The organism is Collinsella sp. CLA-ER-H6 (genome assembly GCF_040092305.1).
In the GTDB taxonomy this organism is placed as follows: domain Bacteria; phylum Actinomycetota; class Coriobacteriia; order Coriobacteriales; family Coriobacteriaceae; genus Collinsella.
In genome coordinates this window covers 18,491-38,273 of record NZ_JBBNLS010000018.1, presented here as the reverse complement: position 1 = coordinate 38,273, position 19,783 = coordinate 18,491, and the positions used below count along the sequence as shown (strand labels likewise).

Annotated in this window: 14 protein-coding genes and 1 tRNA gene; 3 read left to right on the top strand and 12 right to left on the bottom strand. The window is 61.1% G+C overall.

Features of this window, described 5'->3' with window-relative positions:
* Positions 1-98 precede the first annotated feature (98 nt).
* The 3 genes from AAAX77_RS08365 (at position 99) to AAAX77_RS08355 (ending at position 2,542) form a co-directional block, all read left to right on the top strand.
* Positions 99-677: a manganese efflux pump MntP family protein gene (locus AAAX77_RS08365; protein ID WP_349105802.1), complete on the top strand. Its 579-nt coding sequence runs from the start codon at positions 99-101 to the stop codon at positions 675-677.
* A gap of 128 nt (positions 678-805) precedes the next feature.
* Complete coding sequence (locus tag AAAX77_RS08360) at positions 806-1,237, top strand: helix-turn-helix domain-containing protein (protein WP_347479544.1); 432 nt, start codon at positions 806-808, stop codon at positions 1,235-1,237.
* Entirely contained in the window at positions 1,238-2,542 is a 1,305-nt protein-coding gene (locus tag AAAX77_RS08355; RefSeq protein ID WP_349105799.1) for a type II toxin-antitoxin system HipA family toxin, read from the top strand. It abuts the gene before it with no gap.
* A 125-nt stretch (positions 2,543-2,667) separates the two neighbouring features.
* Here AAAX77_RS08355 and AAAX77_RS08350 read toward each other — a convergent pair whose 3' ends face one another.
* The 12 genes from AAAX77_RS08350 to AAAX77_RS08295 form a co-directional block, all read right to left on the bottom strand.
* Positions 2,668-4,125, bottom strand: a complete 1,458-nt coding sequence (locus tag AAAX77_RS08350; RefSeq protein WP_349105797.1) for an aminoacyl-histidine dipeptidase — start codon at positions 4,123-4,125, stop codon at positions 2,668-2,670.
* Positions 4,126-4,339: 214 nt separating this feature from the next.
* Positions 4,340-6,982 carry an ATP-dependent Clp protease ATP-binding subunit gene (locus tag AAAX77_RS08345; RefSeq protein ID WP_349105794.1) on the bottom strand — a complete coding sequence of 881 codons (2,643 nt, stop codon included), beginning with the start codon at positions 6,980-6,982 and terminating at the stop codon, positions 4,340-4,342.
* 192 nt (positions 6,983-7,174) lie between these two features.
* Positions 7,175-7,864, bottom strand: coding sequence for a TetR/AcrR family transcriptional regulator (locus tag AAAX77_RS08340; protein ID WP_055309426.1), 690 nt, complete (start codon positions 7,862-7,864; stop codon positions 7,175-7,177).
* A complete protein-coding gene (locus AAAX77_RS08335) occupies positions 7,848-12,287 on the bottom strand; it encodes an acyl-CoA dehydratase activase (RefSeq protein ID WP_349105793.1) in 4,440 nt (1,479 codons plus the stop codon). Before AAAX77_RS08335 ends, AAAX77_RS08340 begins: the two co-directional genes overlap by 17 nt.
* A 281-nt stretch (positions 12,288-12,568) precedes the next feature.
* Positions 12,569-13,117 carry a DUF2798 domain-containing protein gene (locus tag AAAX77_RS08330; RefSeq protein WP_349105790.1) on the bottom strand — a complete coding sequence of 183 codons (549 nt, stop codon included), beginning with the start codon at positions 13,115-13,117 and terminating at the stop codon, positions 12,569-12,571.
* 311 nt (positions 13,118-13,428) lie between these two features.
* On the bottom strand, positions 13,429-14,997 hold the full coding sequence (locus AAAX77_RS08325) for a threonine/serine exporter family protein (protein ID WP_349105789.1): 1,569 nt from the start codon (positions 14,995-14,997) through the stop codon (positions 13,429-13,431).
* 428 nt (positions 14,998-15,425) lie between these two features.
* Positions 15,426-17,390: a lysine--tRNA ligase gene (gene lysS, locus AAAX77_RS08320; RefSeq protein WP_349105787.1), complete on the bottom strand. Its 1,965-nt coding sequence runs from the start codon at positions 17,388-17,390 to the stop codon at positions 15,426-15,428.
* 79 nt (positions 17,391-17,469) lie between these two features.
* Positions 17,470-17,940: a transcription elongation factor GreA gene (gene greA, locus AAAX77_RS08315; protein ID WP_006234960.1), complete on the bottom strand. Its 471-nt coding sequence runs from the start codon at positions 17,938-17,940 to the stop codon at positions 17,470-17,472.
* Between the two features lie 106 nt (positions 17,941-18,046).
* Entirely contained in the window at positions 18,047-18,322 is a 276-nt protein-coding gene (gene tatA, locus AAAX77_RS08310; RefSeq protein WP_022094895.1) for a twin-arginine translocase TatA/TatE family subunit, read from the bottom strand.
* Between the two features lie 112 nt (positions 18,323-18,434).
* Positions 18,435-18,511: transfer RNA gene (locus AAAX77_RS08305), tRNA-Pro, on the bottom strand.
* A gap of 49 nt (positions 18,512-18,560) precedes the next feature.
* Positions 18,561-19,457, bottom strand: a complete 897-nt coding sequence (ispE, locus tag AAAX77_RS08300; RefSeq protein WP_349105786.1) for a 4-(cytidine 5'-diphospho)-2-C-methyl-D-erythritol kinase — start codon at positions 19,455-19,457, stop codon at positions 18,561-18,563.
* Between the two features lie 2 nt (positions 19,458-19,459).
* Entirely contained in the window at positions 19,460-19,756 is a 297-nt protein-coding gene (locus AAAX77_RS08295; RefSeq protein WP_006234957.1) for a Veg family protein, read from the bottom strand.
* Positions 19,757-19,783: the final 27 nt, after the last annotated feature.

Below are 19,783 nucleotides of genomic sequence, written 5' to 3'. Positions count from 1 at the left end.
AGACTCGTGGTTGTGCGCGCAACGCGTACGCCACGGGTCTTTTTTGTTATTCCCCCAAGAGGTACACGCGGGCCCGCCCGCAGAGAGGGAGCCAGACTATGGAACTCGCAGAGCTCGTGTTGCTCGCCGTTGGCCTTTCGATGGACGCCTTTGCCGTTTCCATCTGCAAGGGCCTTGGCATGAAAAAGATCAACCTTAAAGTCGCCGTGGTGCTCGGCCTGTTCTTTGGCGGCTTCCAGGCCGGCATGCCCGTAATCGGATGGGCGCTCGGCAGCCAGTTTATGGGCATCATCGGCCCCATCGACCACTGGATCGCCTTTATCCTGCTCGCCTTCATCGGCAGCAAAATGCTGTGGGAGGCCTTTACCGAGGACGAGGATGAAGGCGACGGCAAGGATGCCGAAAAGATTGACCTGGGCGAGTACCTGATCCTCGCCATCGCCACCTCAATCGACGCCTTAGCCGTGGGCATCTCATTTGCCGCGCTCTCGGTTGACATCGTTCCCGCTGTATCGCTTATCGGCGTCATAACGTTTATCTTCTCCGTCGCCGGCGTAGCGATCGGCCACACCTTTGGCGCGCGCTACGAAAAACCCGCCACCATCGTGGGTGGCGTCGTGCTCATCCTCATTGGGCTTAAGATTTTGCTTGAGCATCTGGGGATTTTGGCGCTGTAACGCCAAACACAATCGCTCAAAACTCAACGCCAGCACAAGGTCTCATGCAGAGTTTTGCATGAGACCTTTTCGTGCAGACTTTTGCATGTCATACTGATATGCAAAAGTCTGCACGTTAGGAGATCGCCGTGGATACCCTTCCCATCACCACACCGCGCCAAGCTGGCATCTACGTGCGCCAGTCACGCGAGTCGCAGGGAATCACCCGTGCGACCCTCGCTAAAAAGGCCGGTGTTTCGGAGCGCCTGCTCGCATCGCTCGAGCTGGGCGACGCCACCGGCATTCGACTCGACAAGTTGCTGACCGTCTTTAACGCACTCGGCATAGGTCTCTTCGCGCAAAGCGATAACGACTCCATCGCATCGCCCTCCGAACATCCGACGACGATAGTGAACCTCCCTATCGCGAACTCGAATACCCTGCCAAAGCCAAGCGTAGGCAGACGACCCACTCGCCAAGGAACGCCATCTTCCTATGGTGCCTTGCTGGCCCAAATCGCAGCCGAGCAAGGCCTTTCCGGCACTTCAAACCTCTCCTTTGGCTGCAAGGTTGTGAAATAAATGGCAGAGATGGAACTCGCGACCCTCATTTGTGGCGAAATCGCCGGCACTCTCCGGCAAGACGAGCATGGACTCTGCAGCTTTGCATACGCCCCAACCTATCGCGGAGCACCGTTATCGCTAACAATGCCGCTTTCCAATCGCACGTATGGCCATAACATCGTCCGCCCGTTCCTATTTGGCCTTTTGCCCGACAGTCAAGAGCAGCGTCGCGCTATTGCCACCGAGCATGATGTTGCATCCAACAACCCCGTCGCCCTCTTGTGCCATATCGGTCTTGACTGCGCGGGGGCCGTTCAGTTTTGTCGAGCCGATCAATTAGACGCCGCCCGCGGCAGGGTCTCGGCATACCGCCCGCTTACCAATACTCAAATCGCTCACAAGCTCAAAGCAATTCGCGATGACGAAAGAGAGACATGGATGGGCTCCAACGAAAGCTGGTCCCTGGGCGGCAATCAAGGCAAATTTGCACTAGCTTGGCATGATGGCCAATGGTGCGAATGTCTAGGATCATCCCCCACTACCCATATCTTCAAAAATGGTGTCGTTGGGTTCAAACATCAGGCCTTAAACGAATTCGTCTGCATGAAAACGGCTCGGCGTGTTGGCATTCCAGCTGCCAACGTCTCCTATTGCACATTTGAAGACGAAGCCGCGCTCGTCGTTGAACGGTACGACAGAATGGTCAATAGCAGCGGAAATATCGAAAGGCTGCATCAGGAGGACTTTTGCCAGGCGCTCGGTGTATTGCCAAGCCAGAAATACACCGCCGACGGAGGACCAACTACACGAGACATCCAAGAACGACTGATTAACACAGTCCCCCACCACATGAATCTTGTGCTTTTTACCTATATGTTGTTCTATAACGCCATTATCGGAGCGCCTGACGCACACGCTAAAAACTACTCGCTCATCCTTGGCAAAGGCACAAACGCGGCGCTCGCACCCATGTACGATGTCGCGTCGGGTTTGGCGTATGAGCGCATGCGCCGCCGGGCGCGCCTTGCCATGGGCGTTGGCGGCGAGAACCGTGTGGGGCGCATCGGACCCAACGCAATTCGCCGATACCACGGTATGGGCGACCCCGCGCTGGAGGCGGCGCTCACCGATGCCGGGCTATCCGAGAAGTTTTGCTTTGCGACCATGATGGACCTCGCCTACGAGGTACCCATTTGCATGGAAGAGGTCATGGACGAATACGCCGACCTGCCCGGCATGGCGGACCTGCGCGAGCATATGCTCGGCCCCGTCCGCGAAAACTGCCAGCGCACCCTCGACCTCATCAAGGCGGATATGGGCTAGACGCCCGCAATTTCCCATTTCCCAAAAGAAGAGAGGGGGCACCTGTCGCAAAGACCGGGTGCCCCCTCTCGTAATGTCATTTGCAATCCGCTAGCACGTGGCTCGAACTGCTGCTAGCGCGACCTTTACGCAGTGAGGCGCTTGAGAACGTCGATGAGCAGCTCGTAGAAGCGCTCGGCAGAAGCGAGCTCCATGCTCTCGTCCGGGGTGTGGACATCGGAGAGCGTCGGGCCCACGGCGATGGCGTCCAGGCCGTGCAGAGCCTCGGCAAACAGGCCGCACTCAAGGCCGGCGTGAATGGACTCGATGCGCAGCTCGGAGCCAAAGAGCTCTCGATAGCTCTCGACAAAGACTTCGCGGACCGGCGAATGCTCGGCATAGCTCCAGCCGGGATACTCAAACTCAAACTTGGCGTCGAAGCCCAGGACATCGGCCAGCGTCTGCAGACGGTCCTTGAACTCGTTCTGCAGCGAGGTGATCGAAGAGCGCGGGGACAGCATAATCTTGACCTCGTCATCGGAGGTGGCGACCACGCCGATGTTGGAGGAAACCTCGACGGAGCCGTCGGTGGCGACGTTACGGCGAATCACGCCGTTAGGGGCAAGGCGCAGGGCGCGGATGAGGGCAAGCGCGGACTTCTGGTCCATGGCCTCAACCTCGGCGTCGTCGGCAATCTCGACGGTGCAAGTAAAGCCGGGGTCGAAGACCTCGAGCTCGGCAGTGACGTCGGCGATGATGCCCTTTGCGATCTGGGCCGCGGCCTCGGCGGCAGCGTGGTCGGCGTAGACCAGAACAGCCTTGCACTCACGGTTGATGGCGTTGTCCTTGGTGCCGCCGTTAAAGCTGACGATGGCGGGCTCGCCGGCGACCATCAGGCGGTCGATGATGCGGGCCATGATAAGGTTGCCGTTGCCGCGCTCCAGGTTGATGTCGGAGCCGGAGTGACCGCCCAGCAGGCCGGAGATGTCGAGCGTGAGGGTGCTACCGGTCTTGTGCTCGCGCGCGATCGGGCACGTGTAGGTAACGACGACGCCGCCGGCGCAGCTGACGGTGGCAACGCCCTCTTCCTCGGAGTCAAGGTTAATCATGGTGCGGGCGCTAATCTGGGACTTGTCGAGCGTCTCGGCGCCGACCAGGCCGGTCTCCTCGTCGGTGGTGAATACGCACTCGAGGGCGGGGTGAGCGATCGAATCGTCATCGAGAACAGTGAGCATCAGAGCAACGGCAATACCGTTGTCGGCGCCCAGAGTGGTGCCGTTAGCGGTGAGGACGCCGTCCTTGACGACCAGGTCGATACCATCAGTCGTAAAGTCGTGCTCAACGGAGCCCAGCTTGTCGCACACCATGTCGATGTGGCCCTGCAGCATCACGGTCGGGGCATTCTCGGCGCCGGCAGATGCGGGCTTGCGAATGATGACGTTGTAGACCTCGTCCTGATACACATCGAGGCCGCGCTCCTTGGCAAACGCAACCAGGAAATCGCTGATGCCCTTCTCGTTGCCAGACCCACGGGGGATCGCGCTGACCTCCTCAAAGAAATGGAACAGCTGGGCGGGCTCGTAGCCGGTAATCTTGTAGTCCATGGTGCCTCCTTGGCGCAACTGGTTAGACAGTAAGACATGCGACTTGTATATTCCCAGACTTTGCGTGCATAAACCAGTCGAAAACGCCGAGCGCCCTTGCATCATCGGCTAACGGTGGACCGTATAGCGTAACGGTCACAACTTCCGCAGCTCTACAAATCGAGGCGCCCTTTTCGGAGCGCCTCGATTGCGCGTATCAAATTGTCGCCACGCCCTACAGCGCGCCGGAACCGGCTTGCATCATGCCGCCGGGGCCCGAGGTCACGCCGCCGCTCACGGGCGCGGCGTTGCCGGTGTGCGGTGCCGCCGGGGCGGTATCGCCACCGAGCGTGCCCGCCGGACGCGGTGCCGGGATCTCGCCCGTGCCGTGGCTAAAGACAAACTTGCCATCGGCCACGTCGCACAGGACGGTATCGCCCTCGCCCCACTCGCCGGCCAGGAGCTCCTCGGACAGCGGGTCCTCGATGAGCTTTTGAATAGCACGGCGCAGCGGACGCGCACCGTTGGTGAGGTCGGTGCCCTCGGCCACGATCTTGTCATAGGCCGCATCGGTGAGCTTGATGTTCATGCCGTTTGCGATCAGGCGCTGGCGCAGGTCGTCCACCAGCAGGTGCGCGATCTTGGTCAGGTTCTCGCCCGAGAGCTTCTGGAACACCACAATATCGTCGATACGGTTGAGCAGCTCAGGGCGGAACAGGCGCTTGAGCTCGCCCATCGCACGGCCCTTGATCTCGCTCGACGTGAGACCCTGCTCACCGGTGGTGCCAAAACCGACGCTCGCATCCTGCGCGATCTCGCGGGCGCCCACGTTGGACGTCATGATGATCACGGTATTGCGGAAGTCGACCGTCTTGCCCTGACTATCAGTCAGGCGGCCCTCCTCCAGCACCTGCAGCAGGATGTTGAAGATGTCGGGGTGCGCCTTCTCGATCTCGTCGAACAGCACGACCGAATACGGGTGACGACGAACGGCCTTGGTAAGCTGACCGCCCTCGTCGTGACCCACGTAACCCGGAGGGCTACCGATGAGCTTGGAGACCTCGAACTCGCTGCCGAACTCCGACATGTCGAAGCTGATGAGCGCGTCCTTGCTGCCAAAGAGGTACTCGGCGAGCGTCTTGGCGAGCTCGGTCTTGCCTGTGCCGGTGGGACCCAGGAAGATAAAGCTGCCGCCGGGGCGACGCGGGTCCTTGAGCGGCGAGCGACTGCGGCGCACGGCCTTGGCAACGGCCTCGACAGCCTCGTCCTGACCGATGATGCGCGTCTTGAGCACGCTTTCGGCTTGCAGCAGGCGACGGCTCTCGCTCTCGGTAAGCGAAGACACCGGCACGCCCGAAGTCACGGACACGATGTCGGCGATCTGGGAGACATCGATGGTGAGCGGGCTGGCGTCGAGCTCGGCGGTCCAGGCGGCCTTGGCCTCGGCGAGCTCAATCTCGGCGGCCTTCTGCTGCTCGGTGATCTCGGCGGCCTTGTTCATGTCGTCGCTCTCGGTGGCCTCCTGCGCGGCGGCCTTAAGCTCCTCCACGCGATGCTCGGCCTCGCGCACCGGCTCGGGCGCGCGGTTGGCGGCGATGCGGGCGCGGGCGCCGGCCTCGTCAATGAGGTCGATGGCCTTATCGGGCAGGAAGCGATCCTGGATGTAGCGGTCGGAGAGGTTCGCGGCGGCCTCGATAGCACCCTGCGTATAGCGCACATGGTGGTGCTCCTCGTAGCGCGGCTTGAGCGCGGTCAGGATCTTGACCGTGTCCTCGACGCTCGGCTCCTCGACATCGATGGTCTGGAAGCGACGCTCGAAGGCCGGGTCCTTGGTGAGGTACTTGCGGAATTCCTCGGCCGTGGTGGCGCCGATAATCTGGAAGGCACCGCGCGCGAGCACGGGCTTGAGCATGGAGCTCGCGTCGATGGAGCCCTCGGCAGAGCCGGCACCGATGATGGTGTGCATCTCGTCAATAAACAGGATGACGTCGTCAGCTTCGGTGGCCTCCTGGATCACGTTCTTGAGGCGCTCCTCAAACTCACCGCGATACTTGGCGCCCGCAACGAGGCCCGGCAGGTCGAGCGTCCAGATGTTCTGGTTCATAAGGTTCTCGGGCACGTTGCCAGCTGCAATCTGCTGAGCCAGGCCCTCGACGATGGCCGTCTTGCCCACGCCGGGGTCGCCCAAGATAAGCGGATTGTTCTTGGTGCGACGCGAAAGGATCTCCATCATACGCTGGACTTCCTTTTCGCGACCAATTACAGGGTCGAGCTCGCCGTCGCGCGCCTTCTGCGTAAGGTTGGTGGCGAACTGCTTAAGCGTATCGGTGCCGCTCCCCTTTTGCTGCGACGCGTCCGAGCCGCTAAAGAACGGCAGGCCCGCACCGGGACGCCCGGCACCGGCGCCGGCGAGCGGACGCTTCTTGTCCTGGTCCTTGGCGGTAAGTTTCTCGATAGCCTTTTTGATGGAGGCGGACGACACACCCAGGCGCATGAGGATGTCCATGGCCATGCCGTTACCCTCTTCGACGATGCCAATCAGCAAGTGCTCGGTCGACACGTAGGTCTGGTTGTTCTCACGTGCCACGCGGAAGGAGCGCTCCATCACGCTAATGACGAGCGGCGTAAAGGCAAGCTTGGCAGCCTCGGTCTCCTCGCTGGGCTCGGGAACCGTGGTCTGGACCTCCTTGAGGGTGTCCATGATGTCGTCGTAGGAGATATCAAGCGAGCGCAGCGCCTCGGCAGCGATGCCCTCGTCCTCCTTGGCGAGTGCGAGCAGCAGGTGCTCGGTGCCCACCTTATTTGAGTGCAGATCGAGCGCCTCCTGTTTGGCCATCGACATGACCTTGCGCGCTCGATCGGTAAATCTATCTAACATGCTCGTTTCCTTACATGAGTTCATCGAAATCAAAACGCCCGCCCGTCGGCGGCGCTTTTGTCTCTTTACCCACAGGTTGTCTATGTTAACAGCTGGAGGAATATCTATAAACCCGGCTCACATGAATGCAGGTTATGACCGCATCGCGGGACTCACCGCGCGATGCGCGACAGGCGCCCCGCAAGAGAAACCCTAGGCGTCTTTCACCACGTCGGGACTCGTCGCACGCGATGCGCGATAGGCATCGGCCTCCTTGGAGACGCGTTCGAGCAGCTCGGATGTATCGACGCCCTCGACTTGCGCGACCGTTTCCACCGTCTGCATGGCGACCGCCCTCAGGTACGCGCACGCGCTGTCCCCCGGCTGCTCGAGGTCTATCTCCTCGCCGCCCTCCCGGGCAAAGCCGACCGCCATCACAAAGCCCATGATGCCCGAGACCAGAAAGCCCACCGCAAAGCTCGAATCTGCCTTGAGCTCTTCTCCGTCGGGGTGGACGATCTCTCTCACGCGGTCGATGATGATCGTATGGATGCCCTGCACGACCTGCTCGGCGGCACCCGCCCTCATGGTGATGACGATGCGCCGCAGCAGGCAGCGGACGTCGCGCCGGTCGAACGCCGAAAGGTCGCCCTCGCTCGAAAAATGCCAGAGGGCATCGGTGATGAGCTCGTTATCCTGCAGCAGCTGGGCTATGGCGATGGCGACGAGTTCATCGAAATCGTGAAAATAGTAGTAAAACGTTCCGCGATTGCACTGGGCGGCGCGGGTCACCTCGCCAACCGACAGCTCGAAGATGCTGTTGTTCTCGATGAGCTCCCAAAACGCCTCGATGATACGGGTGCGTGCATCGGGCGCATCGGCGTCCTTACGCGGTCTCGCCATGCGCCTCACCGCACCCCTGCGCCTTGGCGTTCATGATGAGCATCTGAAGACGGTTCTCCACGTTGGCGAAGCTCACGTCGGGATCGTAGTCGAGCGGCAGGAACTGCGCCGTGGGATACTGCTCCTTGAGCGCATGGATGAGCCCGCGCCCCACGACATGGTTGGGCAGACACCCGAACGGCTGCAGGATCACGAAGTTGCGGCAGCCGCGCTTGGCGTGCTCGAGAATCTCCGCCGGAATCAGCACGCCCTCGCCCGCATCGAACGTATGGTGCAGGATCTTATCGCTCGCGCGCACGAGCTCGGGCATGCGCGTCGGCGGCTCGTAGAGCGGGCTCGCCGCGCCCAGGCGGTCGCAACGGTCGTGCGCGAGCTCGAACAGGTTGTCCGCCGTGGCGTACCAGGCCTTTTCGGGCAGCGACAGGTCGACGTGGAACTCGCGCGACTGCGCATGCTTGTAGAAATAGGTCTTGCGGATCACGTCGGTCATGCGCGCCTCGATGACCTCGAGCCCGTTGTCCTCGAGGTAGCGCTCGATCTCGTGGTTGGCGCCGAGATGGAAATTGAGCAGGTACTCGCCCACGATGAGAACGGTCGGATGCGGGTTCGAGCGGTCGTACGGAACGGCGTCCATGATCGCAAGCGCGCGTTTGAAGCCCGTCGCCTGGCCTCTCAGCCCGGAGCGCTCCATGCCCTCGATAACCTCATCGAGCGCGCGGTCGAACGCAGCGTCCGCCGCGCCCTTCTCGAGCTCGTAGGGACGGATGCGCCTAAGCATGGCCTCGAGGGCATCGATCATGGGAAGACCGTAGGCGATCTGGATGCTCGGGCCAAGGCCGAGCTTGAAGCCCGGATGCGCATTGTGGGCATCGACGTCGTCGTTGGTGAGCACCGGGACATAGTCGTATCCCGCGTCGTCGAGCGCGCGGCGCAGCAGGGGCATGTAGTGCGTCAGGCGGCAGTCGCCGATATACTTGCCAGTCACCACGGCGACGTCGTGCGGGTCGTACTTACCGCTCTCGAGTGCCGCGAGCGCCTCGCCGATCACGATTTGCGCGGGGAAGCAGATGTCGTTGTGCACATAGCGTTTGCCCAGGCGGATGGCATCCTCGCGCCCGATATCAAGGGCCTCGGCGCGCACGCCCTGATTGCGCATCGCCGCGGTCATGAGCCTGCAGAACGCATGGGAGGTGTTGGGGACCAGCGCGATCTTGTCGTGCCGGTCGCGCTTGGTGTACTTGACCTTATACGGGTCGTCGAGCGGATGGACCGCGTGCACCCGGGCGCCCTCGGCACGCTCCTCCGCGCGACGACGGTTGACCGACTCGATAAACGAACGCACGCGAATGCCCATGGGACCGGCGACGTCGCTCTCATCGAGCTTGATCATCATCGGAACCTTGGAGCCCATCTCGCCCATCATGCGCGCGATCTCGTCGGTGAGATACGCATCGTGGCCGCAGCCGAAGCTGCCCATCTGCACGAGCTCGAGCTCGGGCGTCGATGCGACGATGACCGCGCACGACAGCATGCGCGCATGGTAGTTGTTCACGATGTCGATGCGGCTGTTGGAAAGATCGACGTTGCAGACCCCCGGCACCGCATCGGGCGTCAGCACGGGGATGCCGCGCTCAGAGAAGAGCTTGGGCAGCCCGTGGTTGACCAGCGGGTCGTTGTGGTACGGGCGCGAAGCGATCACCACCGCGTAGCCGCCGTCCTCGCGCACGTTCTCGAGCACCTGCCTGCCGCGCAGCTGCAGCTGGTTCTCAAACGTCTCCTGCGCGCGGTCCGCCTGCTCGGTCGCCTTGGCAACCAGGTCGGCATCGATATCGAAGGTCTCCTTGCACCACGCCTTGAGCTGGCGGTTTCGGTCGCCCTCGTCGTACCAGTGGAACAGCGGCGTATCGAACGGAACGCCGAAACGCTCCTCCGGGTTATCGGAATTGCGCATCACGTAGGGGTATCCCTTTACGACGGCGCACATCCACTCGCTGGTAGAGGCGGTGTTTTCGGTGGGCACCGTCGTGATGATGGGCATGAAGATGCGGTCGACGCCGGCGTCGACGAGATTGCGGATGTGCCCGTGGACGAGCTTGGCCGGGAAGCACACGGTGTCGGATGTGACGTGCGCCAGACCGCGCTCGTACATCGCCTTGGTGCTGCGTCCCGAGACGCGCACCTTAAAGCCGAGCGTGCTGAAGAACGTCGACCAGAACGGCATGGTGTCCCAGAACTCGAGCACACGGGGAATGCCGATCGTGACATCGCGCCCCCCGCAGACGGGAACCGTGGGGTACGACTCGAACAGCAGCTCCTCGCGGTCGACAAAGAGATTGGGGGCAGCCGCGGTCCGGTCGCGCCCCGTGCCGGGTGCCTGTGCCTCGCAAGCACCCTGCGGACGCAGCTCCTCCGCCGCGGGAACCTCGCGCACGAGCTCATCCCATGAGATGGCGCCGCCGCGCGGGCAGCGATTGCCCGTGACGTAAAGCGAGCCGTCGCCAAATGCCACGACCGCGCGCTGGCAGCGGTTGTTGCACCGACGGCAGGTAACGCCGCCGAACTCGCGATGCTCGAAGCGCTCCACGGCATCGAGCCCGATAAACGACGTGTCGGCGTCGCCCTTGCGGCATTCCTCGCGCGCGAGCAGGGCGATACCGATAGCGCCCATCAGCCCCGGGTGGGGCGCACGCGTGACGGGTTTGCCCAGATACTGCTCGAATGCGCGCAGCACCGCGTCGTTTCGGAACGTGCCGCCCTGGACGACGACTTTGTCGCCCAGACGGTTGAGATTTGAAACGCGAATGACCTTGGTGAACACGTTCTCGATAATCGAACGGCAGAGACCGGCCATGATGTCGCCCGGACCCTTACCGCGCCGCTGCTCGGAAACGACGCTGCTGTTCATGAACACCGTGCAGCGGCTGCCGAGAACGGCGGGGGCTTTGGACGAAAATGCCTCGGTCGCGATATCCTCAACGGCTATTCCGAGGTTTTTGGCAAAACCCTCGAGGAACGAGCCGCAGCCCGCAGAGCACGCCTCGTTGACGACGATATCGGTCAGCACGCCGTGGTTGAGCCAGATGGCCTTCATATCCTGTCCGCCGATGTCGAGCACGAAGGTCGCATCGGGAACGCATGCGCACGCGGCGCGGGCGTGCGCGACCGTCTCGACCGTATGGTAGTCGGCGTGGAACGCGCGCGCGAAAAGCTCCTCGCCGTATCCCGTGGTGCCCACGGCATCGATCGCAAGCGTGACTCCCGCTGTCTCCCAGCGGTTCTTCAAGCTGACAAGACCCTGTTGGGCGACGTCGAGCGGTCTGCCGTTATTAGACGCGTAGAACGAATCGACAAACTCACCCGCCTCATCGACCAGGGCGAACTTGGTCGTCGTGCTCCCCGAATCGATACCGAGCGCCACACGCACCGTCTCTCCGGGCGCATACGCATCCGGACCCTTTGCCGGCGTCTCTTTGCCATGGCGTGCCGTAAAATCCGCCTGCTCGGCAGGTGTGGCAAAAAAGGGCTGGGCAAGACGTCCCTCCCCGCTTGCGGGCGCGACCGTCTCGAGCTTATCCAGCCGGACAAAAGCGTCGGGAAGGTCGATCGGTTGGGACGATGCGAACATGTCGGTCAGCGACAGGGCGGCACCGCGCGCGACCATGATCTGCGGATCGCGCGGGACGATAACCTGATCGTCCGATAGATTCAGTTGCTCCCGGAACACGCGGACCAGCGTGGGGTTGTAGGCGAGCGTACCGCCCTCGAAGATTACCGGCGGCTCGATGTCGATACCCTGGGCCAGACCGCCGATCGTTTGGCGGGCGACCGCGTGAAGCGCCGAAAGCGCCAGGTCGGTGGTAGGAATGCCCTCGTTGAGCAGCGGCTGGATATCGGTCTTTGCGTACACGCCGCAGCGGCCCGAGACCTCGTGGACGGTCGTTCCCCGGCTTGCGAGCTGCTCGAACTCGCCCGATTCGGTGCCGACCCCCATGAGCTTTGCCATCTCGTCGATAAATGCACCGGTACCGCCTGCGCACGAGCCGTTCATGCGCATGTCGGCAACCTCGATGTCTCCCTTATCGTTGGTGCGGAAGAAGATTATCTTGGCGTCTTGGCCGCCCAGCTCGATGGCGCAGCGCGTCTGCGGATAGAACCTGCTGATCGCGAGCGCGTTGGCGACCACCTCCTGAACGTACGAGGCGCCCAGCGCGGTCGCGATATCGCGCGCACCCGAGCCGGTCACCGCAACGCGCAGCGACTCATGGGGAAAGCGCTCGGCGAGCTCGCCGAGCATGGCGCGCACGCTCGCTGTCTGACACGCCCCGTGGCGGCGATATCCCCACCACGCCTCGGTCATATCCTCGTGCATCGCGTAAACTTTGGTCGTCGTCGACCCTACGTCCAGTCCTACTAGCAACGCCATAATGCTCCGTCTCTCGCATTTTTCCTGCTAGAGATATACCACTCTACGTAATACAACAGACTGTTGTATTTAAACTCCGTATAAAAAGCGGCTGCCGAAACGCTTCAGCAGCCGCCGAATGCACCAACAGATTGTTCTGCGCGCTAGCACGTCGGGCAACGGAGCAGCACGGGCCCTCCGGTCATGCGCACCGCTCACGCCCGCAATGTCGCCGAGAGAGCTATCCACGCTTAGGGCTCCAACCAAGCAAGTCGCCCGCGCTCAGCAGATCCCTAAGCGAGCTACTCGCACTCAGAAGCCATAGCCTGCTCCAAGAGCTCGGCATGCTCCTCCTCGAAAACCGTCCCCACAGGGAAGGCGCGACGGAAGACGAAGTGGGAAATCGGACCGGCTACCAAAAGGTTCCACGGCAGCGCCATCACAAAATTATGCGGGATGTTGATCATCCAGATCGCGGGCACGGAATACAGGTTCGCAAGGATGCCGCCGGGCATGTGCGTCAGACCCTCGCAGGCACCGTACAGCGACATGATGATGACCATGGGAACGACCATGCAGGAGCTGACGGCGAGCGTCATGGCGAGCGGCGAGCTCTTGCCCGGCGCGACCAAGTACTTAAAGGCGAAACCCTTGGCGAGCGGGCTGGCGACGAACCAGTCGCAGCACATGGCAAAAATGTAGGCAACGGGGAAGCCGAGCCACGCAGCGGCAACGACCTCGCCGTTGATGGCCCCGTGCTGCAGGGCAACGTTGTAGATGCTCATCCAGAGCACCATGCAAAAGCACATGATAAAGGTGAACAGCAGGCTCTCTCGTTTGTTGATAGGCATAAAGGGCAGATTCCTCTCTGTGTTGTGCCGCGGCGCCACGCAACAAAAACGGGCGGGCAAGATGGAGCTGTTGGAACTTCATCTCGCCCGCCCGTGGTACGCGCGTCTGCGACTACTTATGTGGTGGAACCAGCCTAGCACGAACGGCGCGCGCTTCGTAAGCGTTGAGTTTGTGGAGATGCAGGGCACCAAAACCCCCGACCCCATAAGTTGCGGTGGAATACGGACTGTTTTGACCCTTTAAGCAACAATTCAGTCCCTATTTCACCGCAACTCATTTGGTGCAAAGTAACCTGTCCCCCTTGCACCAATTAGCTGGTATGGCGCCAGCGAGGGTCGGTGAGGGTTCTCGCCACGCCCAAGCCAACGGGCAGAAACGCCACGATGAGCACTGCGCGCACAAACCAGCCGAGCATGTTGACCGTGTCGAAGGTGCACATGTAATACATAGAGCGATAGAGATACAGACCGGGCACCATAATGACAATCGAAGGCACCGTGAGGGCGATGCGCGGGTAGGTGAGCTTGACTTCGGCCAAGCTTGCCAGCAGACCCGATACCAGCGCGCCGATAAACGCTGCTGCCTCGGGAGGCATTCCCGTGCTGAGGCCCAGGAAGGGAATCATCGTCGGCGCATCGACAAGGGTCAGACGCAGGGTATTGGACACGGCGCCGATCAACCCAGCTGCCGCGGCCATCTTTACCGGGCTGTTGAACATCACCGAGAAGCCGAATACGCCAACGAAGCTCATCACCACGCGCAGGAGCGTAAGGGCAAGCGGCGAAAGGCCCAGTGGGGCAAAGTCGTCCGGCGCCAGGCCAACACACTCGGCAACCATCCAACCTACGAGCGTCGCCATCACAATAATCGATACGGCATATGAAAGGCGCTCGATACCGCTTCGCATGTCGAGCTTGGCGATGTCGAGGCCCGCCGTAATGAGCGGAAAGCCGGGAATCACAAAGAGCATGGCGCCGATATAGCCTTCTTGGTGCGACATTGCCCCCGGTATGACCTGGCCAAGGCCGAGCAATGCCAGCAGATACGAAACGCAAGCGAGCGCAACGCCGGTCGTCAGCGCGCTGAACTGACCAAGGCCTTGCTTGAGAATATGGGAGCGGGCAAAGTTGCCGACACCCGCGCCCACAAACGCGCAGGCCATCTCGATAGGGCCGCCGCCGAGCAAAAAGACGAAGGCGCCGCAAGCACAAGCTGCCGCAAGGCCCTGTTGCCAGGGAGAGTAATCGGGTTTTGAACTCTCAACGGTCTTGAGCATCTCGTGGTATTCGTGCACGGTAAACCGGCGCCCATACGTCTCGATTTCATTTAAGAAGCTCTCCATCATCCAAATGCGATGGGTATTGACTCCCGTTGTGGGCAGGCTGACAACCTCGTTAAAGCAGTGGCCATCTTCGATGCAGGTGCACTCAAACGACAGAAGACTTAAGTCAACGTGGATGGTGACACCGAGTACGGCGGCAACACGATTCATGGTATCGCGCACGCGCCAGGCACCCGTTCCGCTTGCCAGCATAAGCATGCCGGTGCGGCAGATGATGGATGATTTATCGGTGAGCGGCGCATCGACGGCAAGCTCATCGCCTGCCGTCACGATCTGGTGCCAGTCAGTTTTCATATGGAGCGCGCCGGCACGGACACCGTGGTGCATGGGGGCTCTCGAAAGCAGCGAGTCAAGGCGCGAAGGCTGTGAGGGCTCCGCCGATTCGCCCTCGTCCTCGTCGGGCTCTTCATCGACCAGATCAAAGGAATCAAGCGGCGCTGGCTCGCGACGGTCGATCAGCTCCTCGTCCTCATCATCAAAGTAATTGAACTGATCGAGCATGTCCTCTTCGATTGAACGCTCGCTCGCGTCGTCCATATAGACGCTCCCTTCCTACCGACTAACCCCCATCCTAGGCAGCAACGGCTAAAGGAAACATAAAAGAGACGGCTGTCATGCGAGCCATGTGCTCAACAGCCGTTGGGCAGTCGTTTAAGAACGTCCCCAATGACTACATCGATGTTCTAAGTGTCAACCAAGTCAACGCCGCAGGTAGAGGACGGACAGCGAGCGACGTCCAGGGCGACAATTTGTCATTCAAAAGGCAAGGCATAGACCTTCTGGTCATGCCTTGCCTTTTGAATGACAAATTGTCGCCCTGGGCGGCGCGCAGCGTCAACTGGTTACGCGGGTTGGTAAACCCGCGTAACCACCTAGGTCGCGCCCTTGAAGTTGAACGTCAGATTGCCCAAATGCGGACCGCGCAGCGTCGAGCCGTTACGCGGTTCGTAGAACCGCGTAACAAGTTAGTACATCTTTGCGCCGGCGGGGATGGAGGCGTCGAGCTGGATCAGGTTGAGGCGCTCCTCGCCCTCCTCCTCGTGGACAGCGCTGATCAGCATGCCGCAGCTGGGAATACCCATCATCTTGCGCGGAGGCAGGTTGGTGATGGCGAGCAAGGTCTTGCCAACCAGGTCCTCGGGCTCGTAATAAGCGTGAATACCGGAGAGGATGGTGCGGTCGGTGCCGGTGCCGTCGTCGAGCGTAAAGTTCAGCAGCTTCTTGGACTTCTTGACGGCCTCGCATGCCTTGACCTTCACAGCGCGGAAGTCGCTCTTGGAGAAGGTATCAAAGTCGACGAACTCCTCAAACAGCGGCTCAACGGCGATCTTGGAGTAATCGAGCGTGGGCTTAAGCGACTTAACGAATGGGCTCGCGGCGTTGCCGGCCTCGGCAGCCTTGGCGGCAGCGGCACCGGACTGGAAACCTTTCTCGGGCTTCATGTGCGGGAACAGCAGCACGTCGCGGATAGAAGCCTGGTTGGTAAGCAGCATGACCACGCGGTCGATACCAATGCCAATACCGCCCGCGGGAGGCATACCGTACTCGAGGGCGCGCACGTAGTCCTCGTCATACTCCATGGCCTCATCGTCGCCGCCGGCCTTCTCGGCCATCTGGGCGGCAAAGCGCTCGGCCTGGTCGACCGGGTCGTTGAGCTCGGAGAACGCGTTGGCGTACTCGTGGCCGGCAATAACCAGCTCAAAGCGGTGCGTCAGGCGCGGGTCGTCCTCAAAACGCTTGGCAAGCGGGCTGACCTCGATGGGGTAATCGCACACGAAGGTCGGGTTGACGATGGTGTCCTCGCCCAGCTCATCGTAGATCTCGGCGATAATCTTGCCGGCGGTCCACTCGGGCTTAATCTCCAGGCCCTTCTCGCGCGCGGCGGAAGCAAGCTCCTCGACCGGCGTGTCGATGGTGACCTGCTTGCCGAGCACATCGGAGACGATGTCGGTCATGGGACGGCTGGCCCACTCACCAGAAAGGTCGATGGTCTGGCCCTGGTACTCGATGACCTCGGGGTTGCCGATGGCCTTGTTGGCAGCCTTGATGACACCCTGGGCGAGTGCCTTCATGCCCTCGAGGTCGGAGAAGGCACGGTAGGCCTCCATCGTGGTGAACTCGGGGTTGTGGGTAAGGTCCATGCCCTCGTTACGGAAGATGCGGCCGATCTCGAACACGCGCTCAAAACCACCGACAATGCAGCGCTTGAGGTGCAGCTCGGTGGCAATACGCAGGTAGCACTCCTGATCGAGCGCGTTGAAGTGGGTAATGAACGGCTTGGCAGTAGCGCCGCCCTGGATGGTCTGCAGGATGGGGGTCTCGACCTCCATGTAGCCGTCGGACTCCATAAAGCGACGGAAGGTGGAGAGAATCTGCGAACGCTTACGGAAGGTCTCGCGAACGTCGTCGTTGGCGATCAGGTCGACATAGCGCTGGCGATAGCGGGTCTCCTTGTCGGAAAGACCGTGGAACTTCTCGGGCAGCGGACGAACGGCCTTGGCAAGCAGGGTCGCGCTCTTAGGAGCAACGGAAAGCTGGCCGCGCTGGGTGCGCACGACCACGCCGGTCACGCCCAGGATGTCGCCCAGGTCGAGGGCCTTGAGCGTATTCCAGGCAGCCTCGTCCATGTCGTTGATGCGGCAGAACAGTTGAATCTCGGCAGTCGCATCGCGCACGACGATGAACATGATCTTGCCCTGACCGCGCTTGGCGACCACACGGCCGGCGATCTTCACGACATCCTCGGTGTCCTCACCATCGGCAAGATCGGCGTACTTAGTCTCGATATCGGCGACGTAGTCCTCAAGCTCAGAGTGCTCGGGATAGGGGTTCTGGCCCGCCTCGAACAGGGCGGCGCGCTTGGCCAGGCGGGTGGCGCGCTCGTCGTTGAGCGTCGATGCCTGATCGGCGGCGTTCTGGTTCTCTGCCATAAGTTAGCTCCTCAAACTAAAACGCTCCCCAGGATTCGGTCCCAGGGAGCGAAAACACACCTTTACGCGGGACCGTGGTCTAGCGTGCGATCTTGGCGATGGTGTAGACGCGAGTCTTGCCGGAAGGCGTAACGACCTCGACGGAGTCGCCCTCGCCGTGACCGATGATGGCGTGACCGACCGGAGACTCGTTGGAAATCTTGTGCTCGAGCGAGTTGGTCTCGGTGGTACCAACGAGCGTGACTTCCATGACCTCGCCGTTGGGATCAATCAGCGAAACGGTGGAACCGATGGAGACGGTCAGGTCGCCCGTGGTGGCAGCAACCTGAGCGTTGGCGAGGATGGCCTGGATCTCGGCAATACGAGCGGCGTTCTGGGCCTGCTTGTCCTTAGCGGCGTCGTACTCGGAGTTCTCCGAAAGGTCGCCGAACGCGCGGGCTTCCTTGATGTCCTCGACGATCTCCTTGGCGTAATCGCCCTCACGCCAAGCGAGCTCCTCGACGAGCTTCTGGCGGCCCTCAGCGGTCAGTACGATCTGGCTTGCGTCCATACGGATATCTCCCCAACTCTGATCAAACAATCAACTGTCAACAAAACGAAAAAGACCGGCTAGCCTGCGGGCAAGCCGGTCAGGTGCTCACCCCAAAGGGATGGGACTACTCTGCGTCCGCGTCGCTGTCCTCTGCCTGCTTCTTCTTGGCAGCAGCGAGCTTGGCCTCGAGCTCAGCGATCTCCTTGTCCTCCTCGGACTGCTCGACCACGACCTCCTCGGCCTGCTTGGTCTCGGCCTTATCGTCGCCCTCCATACCCTCACGGATATTCTTGACGGTAGAGCCGAGGGACTTGCCGAGCTTCGGCAGGTTCTTGGGCCCGAAGATAATCAGGACAACGACGAGAATAATGATGAGCTCAGGAGCCCTCAGTCCAAACATGTAGACCTCCACAATACAGCGAGACAAGCTCGAATGAGTATACCGCGGGTATCGCGGTATCACAACACTAGCTAAAAAAAGGGACCGCAAGAAGCGGTCCCTCCTCATGCTCTGGTCGGGTTGACTGGATTTGAACCAGCGACCCCTGCGTCCCGAACGCAGTGCTCTACCAAACTGAGCCACAACCCGTTATCTCGACTATAGTAACAAAGATTTTCGCCGCGTGCTAGAGAAATTTTTATTTCTTTGAAGCGTCGATTTGAACCGTGTTGGGAATAAGCTCCGTCGCGCAGGCCCACCAGCCTTTTTGCTGGGCAGCGTCCGCAAGCCTTTCGGCCGTGGCGGCAGTGTCGCAAATGGCAAACGAACAGGCGCCCGATCCGCACACATCTACAGCAACGGTGCCGTCCTGTTTACGCAGCCAATCGAGAACCGTTTGAATCTGCGGCTCCATCTGTGCGGAAATGACACCTAGGTTGTTATGGATGAGCGCATATGCCGTCTCGGCATCACCAGCACGCAAGGCAGAAGCTATCGCGCCGGGCTTGTCCGCAGGCACCGGGGCCTCGTCAAAACGTCGATAGGCTTCAATTGTCGAAACGCTCGCCTCCCGCGGCTTAACCAGCACAACGGGCGTCGTGGGCAGCACGGAGTACTCAGTTGCCAGCACGTCTCCCCCGCCTACGTAGAACGCAGGGCTCGCGTGCAAAAAGAACGGGACGTCAGCACCAATGCCCCGCGCAATATCGTCGAGCGCTGGGTCGGTGCGATCAATGCCCCAGAGCTCCGCCAAGGCGACAATGACCGCGGCCGCATCCGTCGAGGGGCCGCCCAAGCCGGCGCACAATGGAATGCGCTTCTCAATCGTCACGCAGATGTTTGCCTCGCGACCATAATGCTCGGCCATAGCAACCGCAGCCCGATACGCCGTATTCTTTTGCATGGGAAAATCTGATGCCGGAACCGTCTGGACGGTCAGCGCCTGCACCGGCGTGACCGTCACGGTATCGGAAAGACCGACGGCTGCCATCAGGGAATCGACCCTGTGGTAGCCGCGGTCATCGCGCTCGGTATGAACCCCCAGGTAGAGGTTGATCTTTGCCGGCGCGGAAAGAGTCAGGGACCAATCGGTCACCGTTAATGCTCCTCGAGCTGATTGCCGAGCGGGGTAAAGATATGCTCGCCGCTCTCGGGGTCGAACAGCTCGACCTGGCCGGTGAGGACATCGATGTACTGGTAGGACTGACGCGACTTGCGGCCGCGACGCTCGTCAACCTCGACAATGAAGACGGCCGGGTGGACGCTCTTGATGGTGCCCATGCGCTCGACGACGCGGGTACGGCCCATGTTGGCCTTAACCTTGACGCGATCGCCCACCATATCGGTCAGCTTCTCGTGGATGTCGTCGACGTGATTGACTTCCATCTCTTCCATGAACAGGGCCTCCAGAAGGTGCAATTC

Coding starts and splice junctions, on each gene's coding strand:
- AAAX77_RS08295 (WP_006234957.1), bottom strand. CDS start 19,756: ATGGAAGAGATGGAAGTCAATCACGTCGACGACATCCACGAGAAGCTG.
- AAAX77_RS08345 (WP_349105794.1), bottom strand. CDS start 6,982: ATGTTAGATAGATTTACCGATCGAGCGCGCAAGGTCATGTCGATGGCC.
- AAAX77_RS08325 (WP_349105789.1), bottom strand. CDS start 14,997: ATGGACGACGCGAGCGAGCGTTCAATCGAAGAGGACATGCTCGATCAG.
- AAAX77_RS08350 (WP_349105797.1), bottom strand. CDS start 4,125: ATGGACTACAAGATTACCGGCTACGAGCCCGCCCAGCTGTTCCATTTC.
- AAAX77_RS08355 (WP_349105799.1), top strand. CDS start 1,238: ATGGCAGAGATGGAACTCGCGACCCTCATTTGTGGCGAAATCGCCGGC.
- AAAX77_RS08340 (WP_055309426.1), bottom strand. CDS start 7,864: ATGGCGAGACCGCGTAAGGACGCCGATGCGCCCGATGCACGCACCCGT.
- AAAX77_RS08365 (WP_349105802.1), top strand. CDS start 99: ATGGAACTCGCAGAGCTCGTGTTGCTCGCCGTTGGCCTTTCGATGGAC.
- AAAX77_RS08330 (WP_349105790.1), bottom strand. CDS start 13,117: ATGCCTATCAACAAACGAGAGAGCCTGCTGTTCACCTTTATCATGTGC.
- tatA (WP_022094895.1), bottom strand. CDS start 18,322: ATGTTTGGACTGAGGGCTCCTGAGCTCATCATTATTCTCGTCGTTGTC.
- AAAX77_RS08335 (WP_349105793.1), bottom strand. CDS start 12,287: ATGGCGTTGCTAGTAGGACTGGACGTAGGGTCGACGACGACCAAAGTT.
- lysS (WP_349105787.1), bottom strand. CDS start 17,390: ATGGCAGAGAACCAGAACGCCGCCGATCAGGCATCGACGCTCAACGAC.
- greA (WP_006234960.1), bottom strand. CDS start 17,940: ATGGACGCAAGCCAGATCGTACTGACCGCTGAGGGCCGCCAGAAGCTC.